Annotated in this window: 6 protein-coding genes; all 6 read right to left on the bottom strand. The window is 67.9% G+C overall.

Going from position 1 to position 7046, the window contains the following annotated elements; translation table 11 throughout:
* Window positions 1-440 precede the first annotated feature (440 nt).
* Window positions 441-2453 carry a M3 family metallopeptidase gene (locus V8324_RS17030; protein ID WP_336421117.1) on the bottom strand — a complete coding sequence of 671 codons (2013 nt, stop codon included), beginning with the start codon at window positions 2451-2453 and terminating at the stop codon, window positions 441-443.
* A complete protein-coding gene (locus V8324_RS17025) occupies window positions 2431-3519 on the bottom strand; it encodes a HesA/MoeB/ThiF family protein (protein ID WP_336421116.1) in 1089 nt (362 codons plus the stop codon). Before V8324_RS17025 ends, V8324_RS17030 begins: the two co-directional genes overlap by 23 nt.
* A complete protein-coding gene (gene dut, locus V8324_RS17020; protein WP_336421115.1) occupies window positions 3519-3974 on the bottom strand; it encodes a dUTP diphosphatase in 456 nt (151 codons plus the stop codon). Before dut ends, V8324_RS17025 begins: the two co-directional genes overlap by 1 nt.
* Window positions 3975-4011: 37 nt before the next feature.
* The gene (gene coaBC, locus V8324_RS17015; protein ID WP_336421114.1) at window positions 4012-5205 is read right to left on the bottom strand and encodes a bifunctional phosphopantothenoylcysteine decarboxylase/phosphopantothenate--cysteine ligase CoaBC; all 1194 of its coding nucleotides are present in this window, start codon (window positions 5203-5205) and stop codon (window positions 4012-4014) included.
* Window positions 5206-5271: 66 nt separating this feature from the next.
* Window positions 5272-6129 (bottom strand): ChaN family lipoprotein, encoded by an 858-nt coding sequence (locus tag V8324_RS17010; protein WP_336421113.1) that lies wholly within the window; start codon window positions 6127-6129, stop codon window positions 5272-5274.
* Window positions 6098-6976 (bottom strand): RNA polymerase factor sigma-32, encoded by an 879-nt coding sequence (locus tag V8324_RS17005; RefSeq protein ID WP_336421112.1) that lies wholly within the window; start codon window positions 6974-6976, stop codon window positions 6098-6100. Before V8324_RS17005 ends, V8324_RS17010 begins: the two co-directional genes overlap by 32 nt.
* Window positions 6977-7046: the final 70 nt, after the last annotated feature.

Genomic DNA, 7046 nt, shown 5'->3' with positions numbered 1-7046 from the left:
TCCTCGATCCAACCGCCGCCACTGCCCGCCATAAATGGCGTGGCCGGCAGTGCCTCCCGTCTACTCCGGGAACCCGCGAAATTGATAAGACAAGGACCTCCAGATGGCCAAGGCGCCCTTTGCGATCAGATAACTCGATCGCGCTGATCAAGCGTGAATGCCGGACACTAAACCTAAAACGCCCCATTACGGAAGATTACGAAAAAGCGCGGTGGCCGCCAGCCCCGGCCGCGCGCGGAACTACGACAAGGCCTCTGCGCGCGGCCTCCTACACCAACCGGTGGGACACTACGCGGTTTGACATAATAGATAAATGTTGATGGTCATGGGTCAGCACGAGTAACCGCACAGCTACCAAGTGTTGAAACACCGACCCCTGCCCGGCACCCCGCCCGGCAAGGGTTTTTCATTGTCGACAGGCGTGGTGCGGGTGGCGCGTTTCAGGCGGCCAGTCCACGCCCGCGCAGCAAGGCCTCCACCCCCGGAAGCCGCCCGCGGAACCCCTCGTACAGCGTGACCGGATCATAGGCGCCACCGCGCGACAGGATGTGACGCTCCAACGCGCGCGCCCGGTCCGCGTCGAACGGCCCGGCACCTTCATTGAAACTGGCGAAGGCGTCGGCATCCATGACTTCAGACCACATGTAGCTGTAGTAGCCGCTGGAATAGCCGTCGCCCGCGAAGACATGCGCGAAATGCGGGGCGGCATGTCGCATCGCGATGGCATGCGGCATGCCGAGGTCTTCCAGCACGGCCTGCTGCGCGGCCAGCAGATCGTCGGGCGGCGCACCCTCGTGAAAGGACAGATCGACCAGCGCCGAGGCGAGGTATTCCACCGTCTGGAACCCCATGTCATGCGTCGTCGCCTTCAACAGACGCTCCAGCATGTCGCGCGGCATCGCCTCGCCGGTTTCGACATGGGTGGCGTAGCGTTCCAGCACCTCGGGCACTTCCAGCCAATGCTCGAACAACTGGCTGGGCAGTTCCACGAAATCGCGCGCCACCGAGGTCCCCGACAGCGACTCGTAAGTCACATCCGACAGAAGATGGTGCAGCGCGTGCCCGAATTCGTGAAAGAGCGTGCGCGCGTCGTCATAGCTCAGCAGCGCCGGATCGCCCTTCGCGAAATTGCACACGTTGATCACCACGGGGCCCTGCACCTTCGGGCGCTTGGCCTGCCCGCGCATCGACGAGCACCACGCGCCCGACCGCTTCGAGGCGCGCGCGAAGTAATCGCCGATGAACACCGCGACATGGCGCCCGTTCCGCGTCACCTCCCACGCCCGGCAATCGGCGTGGTAAAGCGGGACATCCAGCGGCGTGAATTCCAGCCCGAAAAGCCGGTGAGCACAGCCAAACGCCGCCTCGATCATCCGGTCGAGCGACAGGTACGGCTTCAACGCGGCCTCGTCGAGATCGTGCTCGGCCTGCCGGCGTTTTTCCGAATAATAGCGCCAGTCCCACGGCTCCAGTTCGCCATTGACCCCGTCGGCATGCATCATCGCCGCCAGCGTTTCGGCGTCGAGTTCGGCCTGCGCGCGCGCCGGCGCCCACACGGACATCAACAGGTCGCGCACGGCCTCCGGCGTCCTCGCCATCTCGGTTTCCAGCTTGTAGGCGGCGAAACTGTCATATCCCAGCAGGGCCGCACGCTCGGCTCGCAGCGCCAGGACCTCCTCGGCAAGGCGTCGGTTGTCGGTCTCGCCGCCCGTCGCGCCGCGCGCGGCCCAGGCCTGATAGGCCGTCTTGCGCAGGTCCCGCCGTGCGGAGAATTGCAGGAACGGCACGATCAGCGAGCGCGACAGCGTGATCACCGGCGCGTCCAGCCCCCGCTCTCGCCCTGCGGCGCGGGCGGTGTCCACCACGAAATCCGGCAGCCCGTCGAGATCATCCTCGCCCAGTTCCATGTGCCAGCCCGCCTCATCGGCCAGCAGGTTCTGCGTGAAGGCGGTGCCAAGCTCGGCCAGCCGCGCCATGATCGCGCGCATCCGGGCCTCCTCCTCGCCGGTCAGCGCGGCCCCCGCGCGGCGAAACGCGCGGTGCGTCAGCATCAACAGCCGGTCCTCTTCCGCGCTCAGCCCCAGATCGGCGCGCGCCTGCCACAGCTCCTCGACCCGCGCAAAAAGCGCCTTGTTGCCGTAAAGTTCGGACGAATAGGCAGCCAGTTTCGGCCCGAAATCGCGCTGCAATGCCTGCCGCTGAGGGGTGCTGTCGGCGCCGGCCAGCGTGAAGAAGACCGATAGCACCTTGTCGAGGGCCGAACCGGAGGATTCCAGCGCCTCGATCGTGTTGGCGAATGTCGCGGGGTCCGGGTTGTCGGCGATCGCCGCGACCTCGGCCCGCGCCTCGCCCAGCGCGGTCTCGAAAGCGGGCGCGAAGTCATCGTCACGAATCCTGTCGAACAGGGCGAGGGCGAACGGCGTCTGCCAGTCAGCCAGCAAGGGGTTGGTCATCTTTCTCTCCTTTGTCGCCGCAGATCGGGCAATCGGCCCGGCGCTGCAGGCCGATCTTCCGGCTCTCGCCGTAAAGCGCGTCATAGATCAGCATCTCACCGCGCAGGGCTCTCCCCGCCCCGGTGATCAGTTTCACCGCCTCGACGGCCATCATCGCCCCGACCACGCCGGGCAACGGCCCAAGCACCCCGGCCTCGGCGCAGGTGGGCGCCAGCCCCGGCGCCGGCGCCTCGGGAAAGAGGCACTCGTAGCAGGGCGTGCCGCGCGCGGGATCGAAGACGCTCAGCTGCCCCTCCCATTGCGACAGAGCGCCGGAAACCAGCGGCTTGCCCTGGGCTGCGGCGGTGGCGTTGCTGAGGTACCGCGTGTCGAAATTGTCGGTGCCGTCGAGGATCAGATCGTAATCGGCGAAGAGATCGGCGGCGATCCCGGGCGTCAGACGCCGGCGGTAGGGCCGCATCACGACATGCGGGTTCTGCGCCAGCACCCGCTGCGCGGCGGAGTGCGCCTTGGACAGGCCGATCCCCGCATCGTCATGGATCACCTGCCGTTGCAGGTTGGAATTCTCGACCGTGTCATCGTCGATTACCCCGATGGTGCCCACCCCGACGGCCCCGAGGTAGAGGATCGCGGGCGAGCCGAGCCCGCCTGCCCCGATGACCAGCACCCGCGCCTGCTTCAGCGCCTTCTGCCCCGGCCCGCCGATCTCGCGCAGCACGATGTGACGCGCGTAACGTTCCAGTTCCGCCGCCCCGAAAAGCGGCGTTTCCTCGTGCTTTGCGGCCTCGTGCGCCGCCGCGGCCTCGCGGGTGCCGGCGCGCCTGCGCAAGGCGCCGAGCCCCGCGCGGTAGGCCAGCACGATCGCCGCGGCCCCGCCGATCATCAGCCACAGCGCCGCGCGCTCGCCCGTGGCGGCGCGGATCGGATGCCCGAAGGGCAGCACCAGATGCGCCAGCGTCACCGCAGCCCAGAGTCCCGCGATCATCGCCCATCGCAGGCGCCGCGGGGTGCCCATGGCCGCCCCCACGCCCCAGATCGCCGCCGCCATGATCAGCACCAGCAGCATCAGACGGCCCCGGTCGAGCCGAAACCGCCCGTCCCGCGCGCCGTCGCGTCGAGGTCAGCCACGATCTCGAACAGTGCCCGCACGACCGGCGCGACCACCATCTGCGCGATGCGCGCGCCATGCACGATCTCGAACGGCTCCGCCCCGGCATTCATCACGATCACGCCAAGGGGACCGCGATAATCGCTGTCGATCGTGCCGGGGCTGTTCGGCAGGGTGATCCCGTGGCGCAGCGCCAGTCCAGAGCGCGGGCGAAGTTGCACCTCGTAACCTTCGGGCACGGCGAGCCGCAGCCCGGTGGGCACCAGCACACGCGCGCCGGGCGCCAGCACCACCGCGCGACGGTCGGGGAAGTTGGCGCGCAGATCGGCCCCGGCCGCCCCCGCCGTCGCATAGGCGGGCAGCCCAAGGGCGCGATCCGCCTCCTCGATCCATTGCACCGCGACAGTCACCATGCGCCACCTTCATCTTTCCAGAAATACTCGAAAATTCTCAGGCCAGCACCCGTGCGATCCGGTCGGCCAGCTGGCGCGCCACGTCGGCCTTGCCCATGCGCGGCCAGGTCTCGGCCCCGTCCTCGGTGATCAGCGTCACCGCGTTCTCGGTGCCGCCCATGATGCCGGTCGCGTGGCTCACATCGTTGGCGAGGATCCAGTCGCAGCCCTTGCGCGCGCGTTTCGCGGTGGCATGCCCGACCACGTCATGGGTTTCGGCGGCAAATCCGACGACCAGCCCGGGCCGGTCCGCGCCGCGGCTCGACACGGTCGCGAGGATGTCGGGATTCTCGGCAAATTCCAGCGCGGGCATCCCGCCTTCGGTCTTCTTCATCTTGCGGTCGGTCGCGCTGGCGACATGCCAGTCGGCCACGGCGGCGGCGCAGATCACCACCTCGGCCGGCAGCGCGGCGTCGACTGCCGCCAGCATCTCGCGCGCGGTCTCGACGCGGACCACCTCGACCCCGTCGGGCGGCGGCACCGTGGCGGGGCCGGTCACGAACACCACCTCGGCGCCAAGGCTTGCGAGGGCGCGGGCAATGGCCGTGCCCTGCGCGCCGGACGAGCGGTTGGCGATGTAGCGCACCGGGTCGATGGGCTCATGCGTCGGCCCCGAGGTCACGACCACCCGCCGCCCCTGCAGCGGCCCCGACGAGAGGGCGCTCTCGATGGCCGCGATCACCTCCGGCACCTCGGCCATACGTCCCGGGCCATGTTCGCCGCAGGCCATGTCGCCGCCATTGGGGCCAACAAAGCCGATCCCATCGGCCTTCAGCATCGCGATATTGCGCTGCGTGGCCGCGTGCTGCCACATCCGGACATTCATCGCCGGGGCCACCAGCACGGCCGTGTCTGTGGCAAGCAGCAGCGTCGAGGCCAGGTCATCGGCCTGCCCCACCGCCATCTTCGCCATCAGGTCGGCGGTGCCGGGGGCCACGACGATCAGGTCGGCGGACCGGCTGAGTTCGATATGCCCCATCTCGGCCTCGTCGGTCAGGTCGAAGAGGTCGCAGAACACCTTGCGCCCGGCCAGCGCCGAGACCGACAGGGGCGTGACGAATTCCGCCCCCGCCCGCGTCAGAACGGGCGTCACCTGGGCGCCGCGCTCTCGCAGGCGCCGGATCAGGTCGAGCGTCTTGAACGCCGCGATACCACCGCCGATGATCAGAAGAATGCGTTTCGAGGCGAGCATGGACGGTCCCTACGGTTGCCCGGCAACATTAGGCCGGGTGCCGCGCCGGCACAAGGGCGCGGGACCTCACCGGAAGGCGTCGCAGGGGTCGGGACGGTCCGGGGCGGGCGCGGATATGATCGTGTCGAAGCCGCCCTCAAGCGGGCGATCCTCTTCGGTCTGACCCAAGACCCAGACGTCGAGATCGGGGGCGACGCGGGCCAGCACCGCAGGCACGCCCCAGTCGCGGCGCGCATGGCCATTGCCGGTGATCACCGCGACCGGCCCGCCGGTGTCGTTCATCGCCTCGACCACCTCTCGCGCCAGCACAGCGTCGCGCAGGCGCTGGACGTCCACCATGCCGGGCAGCATATCCTCGGGCAGCGCGTCGCAATGGGCCTCCATCTGCAGGGATTCCCGCCTCGCCTGCTGCTCGGGCGGCAGATCCTCGGTCAGCCCGTAGCGCGCGGCATCCTCGCCGAACGCCTTTGCCGGGCCGCTCTCGAACACCGTCCGCGCCGCGTCGCGCGGCACCATTGCGCCGTAAATCTCGCTCTCGGGTGCCGCGGCGAATATCGGGTAATACACCAAGAAATCGGGCCAGCCGCTATCTTCCCAGTCGAGCGCGGCTTCGAGCGCGTCGGGATCGGCACGCAAGTCGGGTGTCACGCGCTCGGCCTGATCTGGGGTCAGCATCTCGAAAACAAGGGCGGCGGGCTCCAGCCGTTCGACCTGCTCGGCCTGTTCTGCATGATGCGCGGGGTTGTCGTGGATCTCTCCCNCCGTTCGACCTGCTCGGCCTGTTCTGCATGATGCGCGGGGTTGTCGTGGATCTCTCCCAGGATCGCAACGTCTTGCGCCGCCCCGGGCAGGGCGGCGCAGACTGCAAGGGCCGTCAGAACGGGCCTGAGGGTCATGCCAGAAGGCTTTCGACCTCGCCACCATGCTTTTCGAGATGCTTGCGCATCTTCTGGAAGGCTGCCGCTTCAAGCTGGCGCACGCGCTCCTTGCTGAGGTTCAACTCCTCGCCGAGGCTTTCAAGCGTGCGGGCCCCGTCCCGAAGCTTGCGTTCGCGGACGATGAAACGCTCGCGGTCGTTGAGGTTGGACATCGCATCGGTCAGCCAGTCGCGCAGCGCCTGCAGGTCGTGATCCTTTTCGACCTCCTCGTCGCCGCGCGCCCCGGCATCCTCGATCGTGTCGATCCACTCGCGCCCCTCGTCCTCGGACGATTGCGTCGCGTTGAGCGAGAAGTCGGAGCCCGACAGCCGGCCTTCCATCATCTCGACATCGCGCAGCGGCACGCCGACTTCGTGCGCGATCATCTCGCGCAGCTGGTAGCCGTCCAGTTCCTCGCCGCGGGCCATCGCCTCACGCTCTATCCGCGCCTGTACGCGGCGCATGTTGAAGAACAGCGACTTCTGGCTCGAGGTCGAGCCGGTGCGCACCATCGACCAGTTGCGCATCACGTAATCCTGGATGCTGGCCTTGATCCACCACACCGCGTAGGTCGAGAATCGCACGCCCCGGTCGGGGTCGAACTTGTCGGCCGCCTTCATCAGTCCGAGACCTGCCTCCTGGATGAGGTCGTTCATCGGCGCGCCGTAGCGGCGGAACTTGGACGCCATCGAGATGGCCAGCCGCATATAGGCGTTGATCAAGCGGTGGAGGGCCGCCTCGTCACGCTCGTCCCGCCAGGCGTAGGCCAGTTTGAGTTCGGTTTCCGCGTCCAGCATCTCGGCCTTCATCGCCGTGCGGGACATGGTGCTTGTCTGCGGTGCATCGAGTGGCATTTTCTTCCCCTGTCATGCGTGCGGTGCGTACACACCTTACCGGATATTTGTACATGTGGTACGCGGGACA

Source organism: Roseovarius sp. D22-M7 (assembly GCF_037083785.1).
GTDB lineage: Bacteria > Pseudomonadota > Alphaproteobacteria > Rhodobacterales > Rhodobacteraceae > Roseovarius.
The sequence above is the reverse complement of the archived record's forward strand: the minus strand, read 5'-3'. Positions and strand labels throughout refer to the sequence as shown.

Bases quoted from the DNA above. Each gene is read 5' to 3' on its own strand.
- coaBC (WP_336421114.1), bottom strand. From the start codon at position 5,205: ATGCTCGCCTCGAAACGCATTCTTCTGATCATCGGCGGTGGTATCGCG.
- V8324_RS17025 (WP_336421116.1), bottom strand. From the start codon at position 3,519: ATGCTGCTGGTGCTGATCATGGCGGCGGCGATCTGGGGCGTGGGGGCG.
- dut (WP_336421115.1), bottom strand. From the start codon at position 3,974: ATGGTGACTGTCGCGGTGCAATGGATCGAGGAGGCGGATCGCGCCCTT.
- V8324_RS17005 (WP_336421112.1), bottom strand. From the start codon at position 6,976: ATGCCACTCGATGCACCGCAGACAAGCACCATGTCCCGCACGGCGATG.
- V8324_RS17030 (WP_336421117.1), bottom strand. From the start codon at position 2,453: ATGACCAACCCCTTGCTGGCTGACTGGCAGACGCCGTTCGCCCTCGCC.